Below are 15,098 nucleotides of genomic sequence, written 5' to 3'. Positions count from 1 at the left end.
AATCACTCCTCCCCTCTTTGGTAAGATCCGGGAGGATCAGGCGATCGGATCGAGAACGGTGGGCCAGGCCTCCTTGTTGGTCTTGATGGCTTCGAGAAGCTTCTCCTCGCCGGTGCGGCGGGCAATCTTCTTCCACTCGGCCTCGGTGTCGGCCATCGCCTGCTCTGCTGTCTTGGCCTTGGTCAGCGCGGCGACGAGGTTCTCGTCCAGCGCATTGTGGAAGGCGGTGGCGCCGGGATAGTTGATGGTGGGCACGGTGCGGGCGACCGTCTCGCGCACCACGTCCATGTGGTAAGCATGATAGGTCTGGCGGACCAGCGGATCGGAGAAATCCGACAGCCGGAACGGATCGAAGTAACCGCCCGGGTTGGCGGTCATCCACGCATAGATGCGACTAGATCCCAGCCATTGCAGGAACAGGTAGCAGGCCTCCGGGTTCTTGGCCTGCGAAGACACCGACGCCGACAGATTGAGCCACAGCACCGAACGGCTGACCAGCTTGCCGTCGATCTCGCGGCCGGGCGGCAGCATCGAGCCGATCTTGCCGGTGACAGCTGAATCCTTGTTGCCGGCATTATCGAGGAATTTCGGCAGATTGGAGAAGGCGCAGGTCATGGCCGCACCGCCCTTTGCGAAATTGCCGTACTGCTCCGGCCAGCCCCAGGAGATCGCATCCGGCGAATGGTGCGCAAGCGACGCGATGTACTCGCTGGTCGCCGCAATACCTTGCTCCGAATTGATCAGCGGCTTGCCGGTATCGTCGAACAAGAACTGATTGGGCGAAGCCATTGAGACATAACGCTGATACCAATTGGTATAGCCCCAGCCCTGGTTGCGCAGATCGGTCGAGCCGAACAGGCCCTTGTCCGGGCGCTGGAAGAAGGCTGCGATCTCGTCATGCTGCTTCCAGGTCTTCGGCGCCGCCAGTTCATAGTCGTATTTGTCGGAGAAGGCCTTCTTCTCGGCTGCGTCGCCGAACAGATCGGTGCGGTAGACCCAGGTCTGGAAGTCGCCATCCAGCGACACGCCATAGGTCGAGCCGCGATACTGATTGAGCAGCGAGACGCCCTTGGCGCCATTGACATAGCCGCGCTCGGGATCGTCCCATTCCGGCTTGTACTGCGCGACGAAGTCGTCGAGCTTGAGGATGCCCCCGGTTTCGGCGAGGTCGCCAAGACGGTTCCATTCGACCGCGTAGATGTCATACGCCCCACCCTTGGTGGAGATGTCCTGCATCGTCTTGGTGAATTCCTGGCCATTCGGCACACCGACGATCTCGAGCGGAATACCGGTTTCCTTCTCCCAGAGATCCTTGATCGACGGCGCACCGGCCGGAAACGGCTGTGTCAATTGGCCGATCGAACCATCGGACAGGCCAAGCACGATCTTGGCCGGCGCCTTGCCGGCGCCCTTCATCGCCTTGGCCGCCTCAATGGCGCGGCCCTCGGGCGTGTCGGCGCCATATTGATAGCGCTCCGAGCCGTCGAAGCCCGTCGGGCCACCGATCATGCCGGGCGCCAGGGCATCGGCCGCATAGGCACGGCTTGGGCGAATGAATTTCGGTGCGATACCTGCGGCAGCAACAAGGACTGCCGCCTTTCCACCGGACGCCAGCAAACGGCGCCGCGACACGCGGATCAAATTCGACATTGGAACTCCTCCCTCAGGGCCTTGTTCCTCCACGGCCCTTATGATGGATATTGACGGCACTATACGAAGCCTGTCAACATCATAAATAATCAAGACACCTCATAACATCTCATGGGAGGGGACGATGCTTGAATTTGAGGGAGCCAGGCTGCCCACCTCCCCGCTTTGGTCCGTTTCGGCATTTTGGTGTAGCGCGGCAGCTTGCGTATCGGCCAAGGCTGGTTACATCATTTCCCATCAGAATCGCGGCTGGCGATGAAGCTGCCGCTTCGACAGCGGACCCATGAAATGCGTAATCTCGATGCGCCCTTGGCGCATTTTGGAATGAGGTGATCGACAGTGCGGTCCACCCTGACAGACATAGCCCGGGAAGCCGGCGTTTCCGCCGCTACGGTCGACCGTGTGCTCAACAACCGCGCCGGGGTCAGGGCGCGCACCCGCGAGGTCGTGCTCGAAACGGCGCAACGGCTTGGCTATATCGCTGAAAATTCGAATAATCCGAACTCGCGCAACGCGATACCTGGTGAGGTTATACGGCTCGATTTCGCCCTGCCCGCCGGCACCAATTCCTTCATCAAGATGCTGCACCGCCAGATCGAGGCGCAGGCGCAGTCGCGGCCGGACCTCGACGTCCGCGTCGCCACTATCGAAGGCTTCAATCCGGACCGGCTTGCCCGGCTGCTGCAGGAATTGCACGGACAGACGCAAGGCGTCGGTGTGATCGCACTCGACCATCCGACGGTGCGCGAGGCGATCCGCTCGCTTTCGGCCAGCGGGGTCAAGGTCGTTACCATCGCTTCCGACATCCTGCATGTGCCGCGGGTCGCCTATATCGGCATCGACAACCGCGCCGCCGGCCGGCTCGCCGGCTACCTGCTCAACCGCTTCATGGGTGCAGGGCGTCCGGGCAAGGTCGCGCTGTTCGCCGGTTCGCTCTCCTACCGCGGCCACGAAGAGCGCGAGATGGGCTTCCGCCACATACTGACGGAAGAATCGCCCAATCTGCAGATCGTCGAGATGCGCGAAATGCTCGACGATCGGGAAAAGGCCTATTCGGAGGCTTCCGCCCTGCTGGATCGGCACCCGGACCTGGCCGCCATCTACAATGTCGGCGCCGGCAACACCGGCATCGCCCGCGCGCTACGGGAACGCGGGCGTGCACTGTCGACGGTCTTTCTCGGCCATGAAGTAACGGAAGGCACCAAGGAGCTTTTGCTCGACGGCACGCTCGACGCGGTCATCGACCAGAACCCGCGCGTCGAAGCCCGCGAAGCGCTCAACACCTTGACCCATGCGGTCAGGGGATTGCCTTACGAACTGCACCAGCCAAGGCTGCAGGTGATCTTCAGGGAAAGCATCCCGGAGATCTGAACGGAAGCTTGGGGCAGATGGGGCGCGAGTACCCACTGAACATGACGTCATAAAGTTCATGACTTAGTCGGCGTCTGCTGTCTCCGAATACAGCGCCTGCGCCAGGTCGCGGACTGCATCGGCGGTGCGCGGGCCAAAGCCGACCATATAGGCGCCGTCCAATACGATCAGCGCCTTTGCCTTCGCCGCCGGCGTGGCGCTCAGCGCGCGCGTGGCGAACACCTGCTCGGCGGTGGGTCCGCCCTTGCCGTCGCTCATCATCAGGATGACGTCGGGCGCCATTTCGATCAGCTTCTCCTCCGACGCTGCCTTGTAACCCTGCATTACGGCCATCGATTGATGCCGCCGGCATAGCGGATGATCGCGTCGGCCGCAGTGCCCGCACCGGCAGCACTCAGCCGCACGAGGCCGTGGAAGAACACCACCTTCTTGCGGCGCTCGGCCGGCATTTTCGCGGCCAGGTCGGCAGCGGCCTGGAAGGCGTCGAGCACTTGCCTTGAAACCTTCCTGCCCTTGTCCTCGAGGTGGAGCGAGGCAGCGATCAACGTAATCTTGTGGTCGATGCCTTGAGGACTGTTGTCTTCCGGGACAAGAACAATCGGGATCGCCAGCGATTTGAGCACTTCGATCGCCTCCGGCGGCCCACTGTCTTCGGCCGCCAGGATCAGGTCCGGGCGAAGCGCGACCAAGCCTTCGGCGGACAACTGCGCCGGTAGCCGACATTGGGCTTTTGCGCGACGGAAGCGGGATATTTGCTGCCGCGATCGACGGCGATGATCCGCTCGCCGGCACCCAGCGCATCGACGATCTCGGTAACATCGGAACCGAGTGTCAGGATCCTGGTTCCCGGACCGGTCGCGACGGTGCGCCCCGATGCATCGACAATCGTCTCGGCGGCCAGCGCCTTGAAGCCGCAAGACGGCGCAAGAGCAGAAAGCGCCAGCATCAGCACCGCCACCATCCCGCCCAATTGAAACCAGCGCGTCTGCCTCCACCGTCTACCGCTGCAGACCCCGCCGTTTCGCTGCTCCATTTTAGATAATTCGGTCATGGTCGCGGCCTGTAAAATTAAGTTGACTATTATCATCATGTTTTAATAAGTAGCCCTGCCCGGCCCGCGTGTCGAGGCTTCTCCATCATGCCAGCCAGGGCCAACGGCCGCCGCCAGCAATCTTTGCTTTTCCGGGGCTGCACGCATGAAACTGACAAGCAACAAAACCTTGATGGCGTGCACCGCGCTCGCCTTCGCGCTCGGCCTGTGTGCCGCGCCGCCCGCCGCAGCACAGGAGCCGGAGAAGAAGGGCGCCGCCGCCAAGGCCGACCGGCCGGTCAAGCCGCCCCAGCAGGCCAGGACTGGGCAGAACGAGCCGACCGTGCTCGACCTGATCACCATCTCGGCGACGATGATCAAGACGGCGATCATCGAATCGATGGCCGCCATCAGCGCCGTCGATCAGGAAGAACTCGAACGCATCCAGCCAGACACCGCCGCCGACATGTTCCGCACCACGCCCGGCGTTGCCGCCTCGATGAACGGCGACGATCCGGCGACCGCCATCAACATTCGCGGCCTCGAACAATATGGCCGCGTGGTGGTGACGCTCGACGGCGCCCGCCAGGATTACTGGCGCGTCGGCCACGGCTCGGGCTCATTCTATGTCGAGCCGGAACTGATCAAGGAAGCGACCGTCATTCGCGGCCCGGTCTCGAATGCCTATGGTTCGGGCGGCATCGGCGGCGTCGTCTCCTTCGAAACCAGGGATGCCGGCGATTTCCTCAAGCAGGAGGAACGCTGGGCGCTGAGCGAAAAGCTGGGCTATGAGGGTAATGGCGACGGCTTCACCACCAGCACCACCGGTGCCTACCGTTTCAGCGACGACGCCGACATCATCGGCAACGTCATTTACCGCGACCGCGACAGCTACACCGATGGCAATGGCGACACCGTGCCATGGACCGGAGAGAGCATCACCAGCGGCTATGTGAAGGCGACCCTGCGGCCCGCCGACGGCCACGAGCTCAAGCTCGGCGCGATCCTTCAGCGCTACAGCGACCAGGTCACCGGATCGAGCGGCTCGACCTCGCCGACGCTGAGCCGCTACGACACCGACACGACCAACCAGACCTACACGGCTGGCTATACGTGGAGGCCGGACGACAACGAGCTGGTCGACCTCAGTGTCAACGCCTACCACAACCGCACGCGCGCCGAGCAGACGCAGGTCTGGCCGGCAACGGCGATCGGCAACTTCCGCTACTACGACGTCGCCACGAGCGGCTTCAACCTGAAGAACTCCTCACGCTTCGATGCCTGGGAGATCGCTCACACCCTCACCTACGGCCTCGATTACTACTATCTGAAGGCTTCGTCGGACGCCGCGCATTTCGGCGCCGGCGAACAGCAGGGCTATGGTGGCTTCCTGCAATGGCAGGGCGACTATGAGAACTGGCTGCAGCTCATCGCCGCCATGCGCTATGACGGCTATCAACTCGACGGTGAGACAAAGACCGTGCCGCCGGCGGAAGCCTCGATTTCCGGCGACCGCTGGTCGCCGCGCCTCACCGTCGGGTTAACGCCATTGGAAGGTTTCCAGCTTTACGGCACCTATTCGGAAGGCTACCGGGCGCCGGGCCTGCAGGACGTCTACCGCGGCGGCGGCGCGCATGGCGGCGGCGACAGCTACCAGCCCAACCTGCTTCTGCAGCCCGAAACGGCGAAGAACTGGGAAGCCGGGATCAATCTTAGATATGACGATGTGCTGGCCGCGGGTGACCTGTTTCGTGCCAAGGTCAACGTCTTCCACACCGCCGTCGAAGATTATATCGACGTCGACCTCACTGTGTTGCCGCGCACGGTGATCAACATCGGCGACGCACGGCTGAAGGGCATCGAGGCCGAGGCCGTCTACGACTATGGCTGGGGTTTCGTGAACCTCGCCGGCGCCCTGATCGACGCCAAGGTCGTCAGCGGCGTTTACTCCGGCCAGGCGCTGAACAACACGCCGCTCGACCGCTTCTCGGCGACCGTCGGTTTCCGCATGCTGGAGGACCAGTTCACCGTCGGTGCGCAATATCTCAGCGTCGGCAAGATCACCCGGACAAGCCGCACCAACCCCGACGCGCCGCCCGTGGTCGATGAAGGCTTCGACCTGGTCAACGTCTTTGCCAACTGGCGCATCAATGACCATGCCAAGCTCGATTTCGGCGTCGATAACGTCTTCAACACCGCCTACACCGACCCGCAAAGCGCCTGGTCGACGACGGCGGCAACGGAACAGGGCAAGGGCCGCACCTTCAAGGTGGCGCTCACAGGCAGGATCGGAGGTTGAGAATGAGGCAAGCATCAGCGAGCGGACTGGCCTGCGAAGCGCGCTTGAACCTGCGCAACCTGCCGCATTACATCGACCGCATCAGCGACAGGCTGCAAAGCTTCGATGCCGATGCCTCGCGCGAGGGGCAGCGGCTCGACTTCCGCTTCGCCTTCGGCGACGCGTCCCTTGACATGGAGCGGCTGGTGATGCGGGCCAACGCCGCCGACCGCGATGGGCTGGCCCGCATCAAGGACCTGCTGGCTACCGCTGTCGAAGTCTATGCCAAGGAAGAAAAACCCGAGATCGTCTGGACCGGCGATCTCGCCGAAGAAACCCGACTTGCGCAGTTCCGTGAGATGGTCGTCACCCAGGTCGGCGACCTGACCCCGCATATGCGCCGCATCCGCTTCGCCGGCGAGGATTTGACGCGCTTCGCAAAATTCGGCGGCATGCATATCCGCATGCTGTTCCCGACCAGGGATGTCCCCGATCCGCTCTGGCCCGTGCTTGGCAGCAATGGCTTGCCGGCCTGGCCCTCGGACGACAGGCGCCCGGTAGCGCGCGTCTATACCATTCGAGCCCTCGACGTCGAAAACGGCATCATCGACGTCGACTTCCTCATCCATCCCGGCGACAGCGTCGGCGCCTGCTGGGCCATGCAGGCGGCGCCTGGCATGAAGATCGGCATCATGGGGCCGGTCGGCCGTCCGGTACGACCGGCATCATGGTATCTCATGGGCGCCGACGAAACCGGCCTGCCGGCGCTGGCCCGCATGCTGGAGACGCTGCCCGCCGAGACCAAAGGCGTGGCCTTCATAGAGATCGCCGACGACGGCGAACGGCAGGCCATCGACAACAAGACCGGTATCGAGCTGCATTGGCTGCCGAGAAATAGCGTGCCGGCCGGGCTCGACGACAGGCTGGCGCGCGCCATCCGGTCGGTCGCATGGCCGACCGGTTCGGCATTCGGCTGGTTCGCGGCCGAAGCAGCCGCCGCCAGGACCGTGCGCGAACACTGGCGTGGCACGCTGACGCTCGGCCGCAACGAAACATTGGCGGCAGCCTACTGGCGGCGGGGCGCGGCGGGACTGATGGCCGGCTAGATCTTGCTCACCATCGCTTGGGCATCTTCGCCCAGATCGATTGCGATCCGGTCGCCGGAGACAATGCCTGATATCTCGCAGACGACCAGCGGCATGCTGATTTCATATAGGAATTCGGCAACGATGGCGCCGACGGCAAGGATCGGGTCCGGCCGCTCCAGGATAATGCCGGCCGGCGCCGTGCCCCTGCGGATCGCTTCGGCCAGAACCGAAGACGAGGACGACGACCCCCGCCCGCTCGGCATCACCAGGATCTTGCCGGCGATGTTGCCGCCGAGGTTCGGGTGCGAATGGTCGATGATGTCGCCCGTTTCGACGTCGATTCCGCCCCAGAAGCTGAGCGCCTGCGAAAGCACCAGCGCCGGGCCTTGTGCCGAGCCGGCAAGGTGGAATGTACCTGTTCTGTCCGGCCCCCTCATGGCGCGCCTCGCACGACGCGGCCGGCAGCAGCCGAGCGGACGCAGTCCTCCATGTCACCGAAGGCCACCGAGACACCGATATTGCCAGGTGCGTAATGCGCCCATTTGCCCGAATTGGTCATCACCACACCGTCGAGCCGCTCGATGATCGTGGTGACGTAAGTGCAGGTGTCGGCGACCGGAACGAGGCCGAATGCTCCCATGCCGGCCAGTGCGCCTTCGTCCTGCAGCCGCGCCAGGGTGGCACGCCCTGTGTTGACATAGATCGGAACGCCTCTGCCCGGCGCGACCTCGCGCAGCAACGGCAACAGGCGCATCCATTCCTCGTAGGAGAAATGCGGCGTGCCTAACGAGACGGCGGCAAGCAGCACACCGTCGGGGACGCTCGATAGCCTGGCCAGAGCATGGTCGATGTCGGCGCAGCTGATACGGATTTTTTGCTCCGGCACCAGGCCGTGCAACGCCTCATCGCGGGTCTTCGCCTCCGGTGTGATGCCGACGGCATGAAATAGCGCCACCGCGCCCGTCGTTGCCGCCGCCGCCCCCAGCGCCTTCAGTTGGTCCTCGTCGCGCGGCGGCGGCAGGCCCGATATCACCGGAATGCGGTCGCCACTCCTTTGCCCGACGATCAGCCCGACGCCGACAAACAGGGCGTCGGTAGGCTCGAGGCCGCCAGTCAGCTCGAACAGTACCTGGCCACGCCGGTTTTCGATCAGGTGCAACCCCCAGGCTGGCGCGCGCCCGGTGATTGCGCAGCACAAATCGATAAAATCGCCATAGCGGTTGGTCCGCGCACCGATCACCGAATTGGCAAAGACGATGGCGTTGGATTCACCCCAGGCAATCTGCTCGCCAAACCCTGGCCGAAACCGCGTCTGATAGGGCGCGCAGGTGAAAGTCGCCTGGCAGCCGAGTTCCAGATGCGCCTTCATCAGACGGCGCGCCGGCACTTCTTCCGCGGCTGTCATCTTCACCAGTCCAGGATGGATCAGATCGAACGAGCCGACATTCAGCGTCGTTGGCACTCGAACGCGGCCGCCGCCCTCGATCAGCCTTTCGACGAAATCGAGGCTGGCCTGGCCGTGATAGAGGCAGCCGTCGATATGGGCACCGGCAATGTCCAGCAATTTGCGCGCGTCGACCGCCTTCGCGAAGGCGACCAGGATCTTCATGGCGGCAGCCGCTGCCGAGCCTTGCTCGCCATGCAGCATCGACTGGTCGCCCGCATTCAATTCAAGGGGCATCGAGCATTCCGCTTCGGAGTTTGCCCGACCATGCTTTCCCCGATTGCCGACCGCCTGGCAAGACTGAAGGATTGGATCTGCTAGCTCGCGTCGATCAGCACCGTACTCTCGGACGACCAGCGCAGCACCACCTGTTGTCCTTCCGCCAGCTTTTCGATGCCGGTGTTCTGCACGATGACCTTGATTGTCTGGCCATCGCGATCGACAAAATATGTGCTGTTGTTGCCGGCGAAGATACGCTTGGAGACCCGCCCCGTGAGTATGTTGGCATGGGCTCGGTCCGGAACGCCGGCATTGGTGGCGATGCGGATTCGTTCGGGCCGCACGGCGCAGCTCGCCTTCATGCCGGCGACAAGCGTAACCCCCGCGCTTGCGGCAATCCCCGTTCCGTCAGGCAGCCGGATGCCCGTACCAGTGGCGTTGCCGCGAAGGATGTTCGCGTCGCCCAGGAAGGTGGCGGCAAACTCACTCTTCGGCCGATCGTAGATCTCCTCGGGCGGGCCTTCCTGCACCAGCTTGCCATCGCGCAGAATGCCGATGCGGTCGCTCATCGTCAGCGCTTCTTCCTGGTCGTGGGTGACGAAGATCGTGGTGATGCCGATCTCGCGCTGAATACGCTTCAATTCGATTTGCATGTCCACGCGCAGCGCCTTGTCGAGCGCGCCGAGCGGCTCGTCGAGGAGAAGCACGCGCGGCGTGGTGACGATCGCGCGAGCGAGCGCCACCCGTTGGCGCTGGCCGCCGGAGAGCTGGTGCGGCCGGCGACCACCGAGCGTGCCGAGTTGCACGAGGTCGAGTGCGCGCTGCACCTCGCTGGCAATCACCGCCTTGGGCTCGCCGCGCACCGACAGTCCGAAGGCGACATTGTCGGAGACGCTCATATTGGGAAAGAGCGCGTAGTTCTGGAACACCATGCCGATGCGCCGCTTCTCCACCGGCACCCGCTCAACACTTTCGCCGCCTATGGAGATGCGACCAGAGTCGGGAAAGTCGAAGCCTGCGATCTGGCGCAGCAGCGTGGTCTTGCCGCTGCCGGAGGGACCGAGCAGGGCGTAGAAGCCGCCGTCGGCGAAATCGATCGAGACATCGTCCAGCGCCTTGTGCGCGCCAAAACTGCGCGACACATTCGATACCTGCACGCCCGCCATTATTTCTCTCCGCCGAATTTGAAGAAGCGCGCCGTCAGCAGCATCAGCGCCATCGACACAACAATGATGATCGTCGAGACAGCATTGATCTCGGGCGTGAAACCCTTGCGGATCGCCGCGTAGATTTCGACCGGCAGCGTCGTTTGGCCGGGCGTCGACAGAAAGTAGGAGACGACGAACTGGTCGAAGGACACGGCGAAGGCGAACAGCCCGCCGGCAATGACGCCCGGCATGATCCAGGGCAGCGTGACGCGGTTCGTCACCTGCCATTGATTGGCGCCGAGCGAGCGCGCCGCCTCTTCGAGCTCTGGCGCAAATGTCTGCAGCCGGGCCGAGACGACGACGATGACATAGGGCAGCGCCAACGCCACGTGGCCGAGCAGGATGGCATGCAGCCCGCGGCCGATGCCAACGCCGAAAAAGAAAATCAGCATCGCCGTGCCAGTGATCAGCCACGGTATGGCGATCGGCGGAAACAGCAGCGCCTGCAGGAATTTCTTACCGCGGAAGTCGTAGCGATAGAGCCCTAGCGACGCCGCGGTGCCGAGCGCGGTGCAGATGATGGTAGTGATGACGGCGATCTCGACGCTGTTTCGCGTGGCCGCGATCAGCTGATTGTTCTGCCAGAGCGAGGCATACCATTCCGTCGTCCACTCGAACGGCAGTTGGTAAAAGGGCGAGACGTTGAATGACATCAGCGCCATGATGATGATGGGCAGGTACAGGAAGGCGAGCAGCATCAGAATGTAGACCCGGCCGAGCCATTCCAGGATTCGGGTCGTCGCCACTAAGCGGCCCTCCGCAGCACCGGCGAAGTAACCGCCAGGATGACCAGCACCACAGCCAGCAGGATGAAGGACAGTGCGGCACCCAGCGGCCAGTTGAACACGGCAACGAACTGGTCCTCGATGACAGTGCCGTAGAAGGTGCCGGTGCGGCCGCCGAGGATGCGCGGTTCCATGAACGAGCCAACGACCGGCACGAAGATGAGTACTGCGCCCGCCACTAGCCCCGGCATCGACAGCGGAATGATGACCCGCTTCAGCACCTGCAGCCGCGAGGCGCCGAGCGAGCGCCCAGCCTCGATCAGCGAGTCATCGATGGCCTGCAGGGTCAGATAGCAGGTCAGCACCATGTAAGGCACGTAGGAGTGCACCAGCCCGATGATGACGGCCGGATAGGAATACATGAGATCAATGTTGATCTTGAACGGCAGCACGGCGTTGAGCGCTGTGTCGAGAATGCCCCCTTCACGCAGCACCATCGCCCACGAGAAGATGCGCACCAGCCCGTTCGACCAGAACGGCAGGATGACGAGCAGGAAAATCGCCTCGCGGCTGCGGCCTTTCAGCACCTTGGCCAGCACGTAAGCGGCGGGATAACCGATGACGATGCACCACAGCGTCACCTCGAGGCCGAGGCGCAGCGAGGCCACCAGCAATGTCAGGTAAAGGCTTTGTGAAAAGAAGGCGGCATAGTTTTCGAGCGTGAATGCCCACGGCTTTCCCGATAGCGGCAGATCGGTCATGAAGGAGAAGAAGACCATGGCCGAGAGCGGCAGGAAAATTGCAACCGTCAGCCAGAGATAGGCAGGCGCCAACAGCGGCAAGGCCGATCTCAGCCCGCTGCGCGACGCGGCTGCGATCTGTACTGCCATGACATCTCCTCCCAGGATAGGAAGGATCAGCCGACATTGATGGTCGGCTGATCGCGGCTTCTGCTGTTACTTCACGTCGACCTTGAGCTGCTGCCAGAGCGCCAGATAGGTCTCGCGCTGCGCGTCAGTAATCGGCGCCTGGAACTGGATGCGCTTGGCGACTGCCGGGTCGCCCATCACCTTGCGGTTGAAGGAACCCTCTGGCAGCGCTTCGACCGCCTTGGTGTTGGCCGACACCGGCGCGCCGACCTTGGTAACCCATTCGACATAGAACTTTGGGTCGATCATGTAGTTGATGAAGGCTTGCGCCCCGGCGACGTTCTTGGAACCGACCGGAATGGAAAAGGCGTCAAGCCAGGCGACGGCACCCTCCTGGGGAATGACCAGCGAGACCGGCAGCTTGAAATGCGTCTTGGCGCGGTCGGCCGAGCCGCTCCAATAGGTGCCGATGTCGATCTGGTTGGAGGCAACCATCTGGTTCCAGTCGTTCTCCGAGCTCCAGAACGTCTTGATCTGCGGCATCAGCGAGGTCAGCTTCGCCTTGACCGCCTCCATGTCCTTGACGTCGTTGATGTTCTGGCCGGTAGCGATGGCGCCGAACTGCACGGCCTCGACGGCATCGTCACGGATGGTAACGCGGCCCTTGTGGGCGGGATCCCACATTTCGGCGATGCTGGTCGGCGGCTTGTCGAATGACTTGTCGTTGATGGCGAGCGCCGTCAGCCCCCAAACCCACGGCACCCCATAGACCTTGCCGTCATGGACAAGCATCGATGATCCGGCCTTGTCCTTGCTGATGTCGGCATAGTTCGCCAGCTTGGACGTGTCGATCGGCTGAATGAGCTTTTCCGCCATCGCCTGATCGTTGAAGGCGGCATTGATCATGACGACATCGTAAAGGCCGGGATTGGTCCTGAGCTTGGTCAGCATTTCCTGTTCGGAATTGAAGAAGTCGTTGACGACCTTGTTGCCGGTTGCCTTTTCGAAGGCGGCTATGGCCCAGGGCTCGTCGGCGCCATAGCCCTTCCAGTTGAGTACGTGCACCTCGTCGGCCCTGGCGGCCAGCGTAAGCGCCGAAGCGAAGACAGCGGTTGCCGTCAGAAAAGCAGTCAGTTTGGGCATGCGCATGTTCGTTCCTCTCATTGTTGCCCGGTTGGCGGGCTTGTTATCCCATTAGGCTGTCAGAAATGGGCCTCTTGTTTCCGGCCATGCACGGTCGTCGGTCGATCGTCATGGCTGAGGAATCGCTGGATCTCCTGGTCGTTCGGCGCCGTCGACCCGCCATGGCGGGTGACCGAGAGCGCCGCCGCCGCATTGGCGTAACGCGCCGCTTCGAACGGCGACACGCCGTGCGAGAGCGCGCTGACGAAGGCGCCGATATGAGTGTCGCCGGCGCCGTTGGTGTCTACCGCCGCGACCTTGAACCCGGGCACATCTTGGGCGGTGCCGTCGGCCAGCCGCACGAAGCAGCCTTTTGCGCCAGCGCGGACGACCACGCCTGCCGCGTTGGGGCAGTGGCTGGCCAGCAGCCGGGCAGCAATAGCCTCGACATCGCCGGTGCCGGCGATCTCAGCCGCTTCGGCGGCGTTGCAGCTCAGCCAGCTCGTGCGCGCCAGCACCCGGTCGAGAATGGTGCGCGGAATGTCTGAAATGATCGGCGTCGGATCGAAGACCAAAGGAATTTCCGCCGGCAGCACCTCGATCCAGTCGACAAGCGCCTCTCGGCTTCCCGGATAGCTAACCGTATAGCCGGAGGTGAACACCCAGTCGCCCGGTGCGACCGAAATGAGCGCCATCATGTCAAGGCTGAGCAAACTCTCTGCACCAGGCCACGAGACAAAGGTGCGCTCGGCATCGCTCGAGATCATGGCGACGCAATTGCCACTGTCCAGAACCGGCGATGCCCGCGTCAGTGTCTCGATCCCCTCCGTGGCTAAGGCCGCGCGCAGGAAGTCGCCATTGGGTCCGCTGCCGAGCTGGCCGCCGAACACCACCTTCATGCCGGTGCGGCTGGCCGCGACCATCATGTTGAAGCCGCCGCCGGCGACTTGTGCAAAGCTCGATGCGGTCTTCTCCGTGCCCGGTGCCGGCAAGGCATCGATGCGGTAGACATAGTCGACTACCGCGCTGCCGATGTGGACGAGACGCCCGCTCATGCTGCCGCATCCTTGCCGGACCTGCTCTTCGCCGTCCGCAGGGCGACCAAGTCGGCGGCGAGCGCGCGCACCCGCCCAATGTCTAGGCCTTTGATCCGGGCGATGTGTTTTTGTGGCAATCGGGAAAAGCCGGTGCAGGCACCGGCCATGCCGGCCGCGATGGCGCCGATCGTGTCGGTGTCGCCACCGAGATTGGCGCTGATGACTGCCGCTTGCCAGGGATCGCCGCCGGCGACTTCCAGCACCGCGAATGCAGCCGGAACAGACTCCTGACTGGCGACGCCGGTGCCGACCAAATCGGTGATCAGCCGGATCGCGTCGCTCGTCTCCTTGCCGCGTACGAGCTTCTGCGCCCACCCAATGCGCGCGGCGATGTCACCGCCGGTCACCCAATAGCCGAGCGTTGCCCCGTGCCTCGCCCCGGCGATGGCTCTGTCGGAAGCGGCGCGCCAGTCACCGCCAGCGATGCCGCGACTGATGGCGGCAGCGACCGCTGCGGCCGAAGCGATTGCGATTGACGTGTTGTGCGTCGCCCTGCAAGTTTCGGCCACTTTGCCGACCAGTGCGTCAAGCGGCTCTGGCGGCATCATGATGCCGACTGGCGCGATGCGCATGGCTGCACCATTTGTGTCGCCGCTGCGTCCCGCTTCCTCGGCTGGCATACCGTTATTGATGGCGTCGATGGCGCGTTTGGTTGATGGTCCCAGCAGATCGTAGCTGCCGCGCGCCTTGACATCGCGTTCCCAGTCGAGCAGCGCGTTGACCCACCGCGCATGGTCGAACCGGTTACCGGATTCGACCAGGATACGGCCAAGCAGAAGCGCCTGTTCTGTGTCGTCGGTGATCGTCCCGGCCGGGAGTCCCTTCGACACCGGATGGTCGGCGAAAGGAGCAATGAAGTCCTCGACATGACCGTAGAGTTCGGCAATCCGCGCCGGCGACAAAAGCTGCGTCGGCATTCCCAGCGCATCTCCCAGTGCCCCGCCCACAAGCGCTCCCATGGCCCGATCGGTTATGTTCCCGGTGTCGTCCGGCATCA

Annotated in this window: 15 protein-coding genes; 3 read left to right on the top strand and 12 right to left on the bottom strand. The window is 63.3% G+C overall.

The features are described from left to right. Positions 1-36: 36 nt before the first annotated feature. Complete coding sequence (locus tag NKI01_RS20815) at positions 37-1,650, bottom strand: extracellular solute-binding protein (RefSeq protein ID WP_352481602.1); 1,614 nt, start codon at positions 1,648-1,650, stop codon at positions 37-39. A 339-nt stretch (positions 1,651-1,989) separates the two neighbouring features. Between NKI01_RS20815 and NKI01_RS20810 the strand changes: the two genes are divergently transcribed. Continuing rightward, the gene (locus NKI01_RS20810) at positions 1,990-3,021 is read left to right on the top strand and encodes a LacI family DNA-binding transcriptional regulator (RefSeq protein WP_023721287.1); all 1,032 of its coding nucleotides are present in this window, start codon (positions 1,990-1,992) and stop codon (positions 3,019-3,021) included. A 63-nt stretch (positions 3,022-3,084) separates the two neighbouring features. On the opposite strand, the gene NKI01_RS20805 is transcribed toward NKI01_RS20810, so the two are convergent. The 3 genes from NKI01_RS20805 to NKI01_RS20795 are packed head-to-tail and all read right to left on the bottom strand — an operon-like array spanning position 3,085 to position 3,967. Next, on the bottom strand, positions 3,085-3,354 hold the full coding sequence (locus NKI01_RS20805; RefSeq protein ID WP_352481603.1) for a hypothetical protein: 270 nt from the start codon (positions 3,352-3,354) through the stop codon (positions 3,085-3,087). Continuing rightward, a complete protein-coding gene (locus tag NKI01_RS20800; protein WP_352481604.1) occupies positions 3,345-3,710 on the bottom strand; it encodes an ABC transporter substrate-binding protein in 366 nt (121 codons plus the stop codon). The genes NKI01_RS20805 and NKI01_RS20800 overlap by 10 nt, the downstream gene beginning before the upstream one ends. Beyond that, positions 3,686-3,967, bottom strand: coding sequence for a hypothetical protein (locus NKI01_RS20795; RefSeq protein WP_352481605.1), 282 nt, complete (start codon positions 3,965-3,967; stop codon positions 3,686-3,688). Before NKI01_RS20795 ends, NKI01_RS20800 begins: the two co-directional genes overlap by 25 nt. 250 nt (positions 3,968-4,217) lie before the next feature. Between NKI01_RS20795 and NKI01_RS20790 the strand changes: the two genes are divergently transcribed. Together NKI01_RS20790 and NKI01_RS20785 are read left to right on the top strand one after the other, a co-directional pair. Continuing rightward, a complete protein-coding gene (locus tag NKI01_RS20790) occupies positions 4,218-6,350 on the top strand; it encodes a TonB-dependent hemoglobin/transferrin/lactoferrin family receptor (RefSeq protein WP_352964460.1) in 2,133 nt (710 codons plus the stop codon). Positions 6,351-6,352: 2 nt separating this feature from the next. Next, positions 6,353-7,435, top strand: coding sequence for an SIP domain-containing protein (locus tag NKI01_RS20785; protein ID WP_352496041.1), 1,083 nt, complete (start codon positions 6,353-6,355; stop codon positions 7,433-7,435). Here the strand turns inward: NKI01_RS20785 and NKI01_RS20780 are convergent. From NKI01_RS20780 to NKI01_RS20745, 8 genes are all read right to left on the bottom strand, one after another. Beyond that, on the bottom strand, positions 7,432-7,854 hold the full coding sequence (locus tag NKI01_RS20780; RefSeq protein ID WP_023721289.1) for an aconitase X swivel domain-containing protein: 423 nt from the start codon (positions 7,852-7,854) through the stop codon (positions 7,432-7,434). The two genes, NKI01_RS20785 and NKI01_RS20780, sit on opposite strands and share 4 nt — an antisense overlap. Next, positions 7,851-9,098, bottom strand: coding sequence for an aconitase X (locus NKI01_RS20775; RefSeq protein ID WP_352496039.1), 1,248 nt, complete (start codon positions 9,096-9,098; stop codon positions 7,851-7,853). Before NKI01_RS20775 ends, NKI01_RS20780 begins: the two co-directional genes overlap by 4 nt. Positions 9,099-9,178: 80 nt before the next feature. Beyond that, positions 9,179-10,246, bottom strand: a complete 1,068-nt coding sequence (locus NKI01_RS20770) for an ABC transporter ATP-binding protein (RefSeq protein WP_023721291.1) — start codon at positions 10,244-10,246, stop codon at positions 9,179-9,181. Then, positions 10,246-11,034: an ABC transporter permease gene (locus tag NKI01_RS20765; RefSeq protein WP_031194613.1), complete on the bottom strand. Its 789-nt coding sequence runs from the start codon at positions 11,032-11,034 to the stop codon at positions 10,246-10,248. Before NKI01_RS20765 ends, NKI01_RS20770 begins: the two co-directional genes overlap by 1 nt. Next, the gene (locus NKI01_RS20760) at positions 11,034-11,903 is read right to left on the bottom strand and encodes an ABC transporter permease (protein WP_352481611.1); all 870 of its coding nucleotides are present in this window, start codon (positions 11,901-11,903) and stop codon (positions 11,034-11,036) included. Before NKI01_RS20760 ends, NKI01_RS20765 begins: the two co-directional genes overlap by 1 nt. A gap of 66 nt (positions 11,904-11,969) precedes the next feature. Then, the gene (locus NKI01_RS20755) at positions 11,970-13,031 is read right to left on the bottom strand and encodes an ABC transporter substrate-binding protein (RefSeq protein WP_352481612.1); all 1,062 of its coding nucleotides are present in this window, start codon (positions 13,029-13,031) and stop codon (positions 11,970-11,972) included. 53 nt (positions 13,032-13,084) lie between these two features. Further along, entirely contained in the window at positions 13,085-14,059 is a 975-nt protein-coding gene (locus NKI01_RS20750) for a PfkB family carbohydrate kinase (RefSeq protein WP_352908813.1), read from the bottom strand. Then, positions 14,056-15,096 (bottom strand): ADP-ribosylglycohydrolase family protein, encoded by a 1,041-nt coding sequence (locus tag NKI01_RS20745; protein ID WP_023721296.1) that lies wholly within the window; start codon positions 15,094-15,096, stop codon positions 14,056-14,058. The genes NKI01_RS20750 and NKI01_RS20745 overlap by 4 nt, the downstream gene beginning before the upstream one ends. Between the last annotated feature and the right edge of the window lie 2 nt (positions 15,097-15,098).

It is taken from the genome of Mesorhizobium sp. M0815, from assembly GCF_040319995.1.
Lineage (GTDB): Bacteria > Pseudomonadota > Alphaproteobacteria > Rhizobiales > Rhizobiaceae > Mesorhizobium.
This window is presented reverse-complemented; position numbering and strand designations above follow the sequence as displayed.

Coding starts and splice junctions, on each gene's coding strand:
- NKI01_RS20815 (WP_352481602.1), bottom strand. CDS start 1,650: ATGTCGAATTTGATCCGCGTGTCGCGGCGCCGTTTGCTGGCGTCCGGT.
- NKI01_RS20805 (WP_352481603.1), bottom strand. CDS start 3,354: ATGGCCGTAATGCAGGGTTACAAGGCAGCGTCGGAGGAGAAGCTGATC.
- NKI01_RS20795 (WP_352481605.1), bottom strand. CDS start 3,967: ATGCTGGCGCTTTCTGCTCTTGCGCCGTCTTGCGGCTTCAAGGCGCTG.
- NKI01_RS20790 (WP_352964460.1), top strand. CDS start 4,218: ATGAAACTGACAAGCAACAAAACCTTGATGGCGTGCACCGCGCTCGCC.
- NKI01_RS20785 (WP_352496041.1), top strand. CDS start 6,353: ATGAGGCAAGCATCAGCGAGCGGACTGGCCTGCGAAGCGCGCTTGAAC.
- NKI01_RS20780 (WP_023721289.1), bottom strand. CDS start 7,854: ATGAGGGGGCCGGACAGAACAGGTACATTCCACCTTGCCGGCTCGGCA.
- NKI01_RS20775 (WP_352496039.1), bottom strand. CDS start 9,098: ATGCCCCTTGAATTGAATGCGGGCGACCAGTCGATGCTGCATGGCGAG.
- NKI01_RS20770 (WP_023721291.1), bottom strand. CDS start 10,246: ATGGCGGGCGTGCAGGTATCGAATGTGTCGCGCAGTTTTGGCGCGCAC.
- NKI01_RS20760 (WP_352481611.1), bottom strand. CDS start 11,903: ATGGCAGTACAGATCGCAGCCGCGTCGCGCAGCGGGCTGAGATCGGCC.
- NKI01_RS20755 (WP_352481612.1), bottom strand. CDS start 13,031: ATGCGCATGCCCAAACTGACTGCTTTTCTGACGGCAACCGCTGTCTTC.
- NKI01_RS20750 (WP_352908813.1), bottom strand. CDS start 14,059: ATGAGCGGGCGTCTCGTCCACATCGGCAGCGCGGTAGTCGACTATGTC.
- NKI01_RS20745 (WP_023721296.1), bottom strand. CDS start 15,096: ATGCCGGACGACACCGGGAACATAACCGATCGGGCCATGGGAGCGCTT.